Raw genomic sequence first — 1149 nt, forward strand, 5'->3', positions numbered from 1 at the left:
TCAAAACTAATTTATTCAAAATTAATATCAGATATTTCAATACACCCTTGAATTTAATTATTAGATTTAGTATATATTTCCATTATAACTCCTACGAATGAGCCAAATATTCCTCCAATAATTGCTCCCCAAAAAGGGATAAGTAGTGGACTGAAACAGGCATAAAATCCATCTAAACCATCTGCACAATTTAGAGGTTGAATTTTTTGATGAGCTACAACTATAAAAATGAACGTACTAAAAAGTGAAGTAAAAGTTGCTGCATTGAATATTCTCATCGTGCATCTAAATTTAGTGATTAAATTAGTAATTGCACCAACAATTCCCCCAATAGTACCTCCAATGATAATACCTACACAAGCTCCAAATAATGTGATAAACCATACGAAAATAACAGGAATTATACTACTCATAAAATCCTCCTTCTCTTGTTAATAAATATTGGTAGTACTGTACAAGTAGTAATATTTTAATACCCAATTAAAATAAAGCTGTATAGAATAAGATTCAATTTTGAATTGACCGTAGATCGACAGAGATAAATGAATTAATTTCATAATTATCTATATTTATTTTAATATTAGGTTCAAGACTCTCAGTATATTTAAAAAAATTAGTGGTACACCTTTGTGGCGGATCTGAGTCCTCCATCATACACCTGAATTTCGCACTTCCGACCCAGGAGACTAACTGATTCAAGTGCAGCCTTACATAAAATTGGTATTAGAAAAAGTCAAATAATTTGTCAATACTATTTCTTTGAAACTTAAAAATTGGAAATATTTTTTGTTTCCTCTTTTTTTACACTACCAGGTTTGTTTATGCCGACCCATTATCCCATCTCTGTTACCTGACTCCACAGGAAATTACTACATCTATAAAATGACCGATAATATTTTAGTTTTTTTTTGCTGTTTTTAAGTCCTCCAAAAAAGCTTTAATTTGCTAAAAATACTTACAATTAATGCCACTATTAATGTATAAATAAATCCCGTTAATAATCCTAACCTTGTTGTTTGAGTCATTTGTGCAATTTTTTCATACCATCCAGTTAATTTCAAGATAGGTAAGAGTAAGTTACCAAAAACCACATAAGCTATTATTGGATTTTGACCATTATAGATAAATAATTTGAGAATACTTTTTTGC

Annotated in this window: 1 protein-coding gene and 1 pseudogene; both read right to left on the reverse strand. The window is 29.5% G+C overall.

The genetic code is table 11. The features are described 5' to 3' along the window. Nucleotides 1-53 precede the first annotated feature (53 nt). On the reverse strand, nucleotides 54-413 hold the full coding sequence (locus F6K13_RS34230) for a hypothetical protein (protein ID WP_124146161.1): 360 nt from the start codon (nucleotides 411-413) through the stop codon (nucleotides 54-56). 504 nt (nucleotides 414-917) lie between these two features. Beyond that, a pseudogene (locus tag F6K13_RS34235) lies at nucleotides 918-1149 on the reverse strand (DUF5009 domain-containing protein); the annotation flags it as partial.

This window comes from Okeania sp. SIO2B9 (assembly GCF_010672505.1).
Taxonomy (GTDB): domain Bacteria; phylum Cyanobacteriota; class Cyanobacteriia; order Cyanobacteriales; family Microcoleaceae; genus Okeania; species Okeania hirsuta.

Coding starts and splice junctions, on each gene's coding strand:
- F6K13_RS34230 (WP_124146161.1), bottom strand. CDS start 413: ATGAGTAGTATAATTCCTGTTATTTTCGTATGGTTTATCACATTATTT.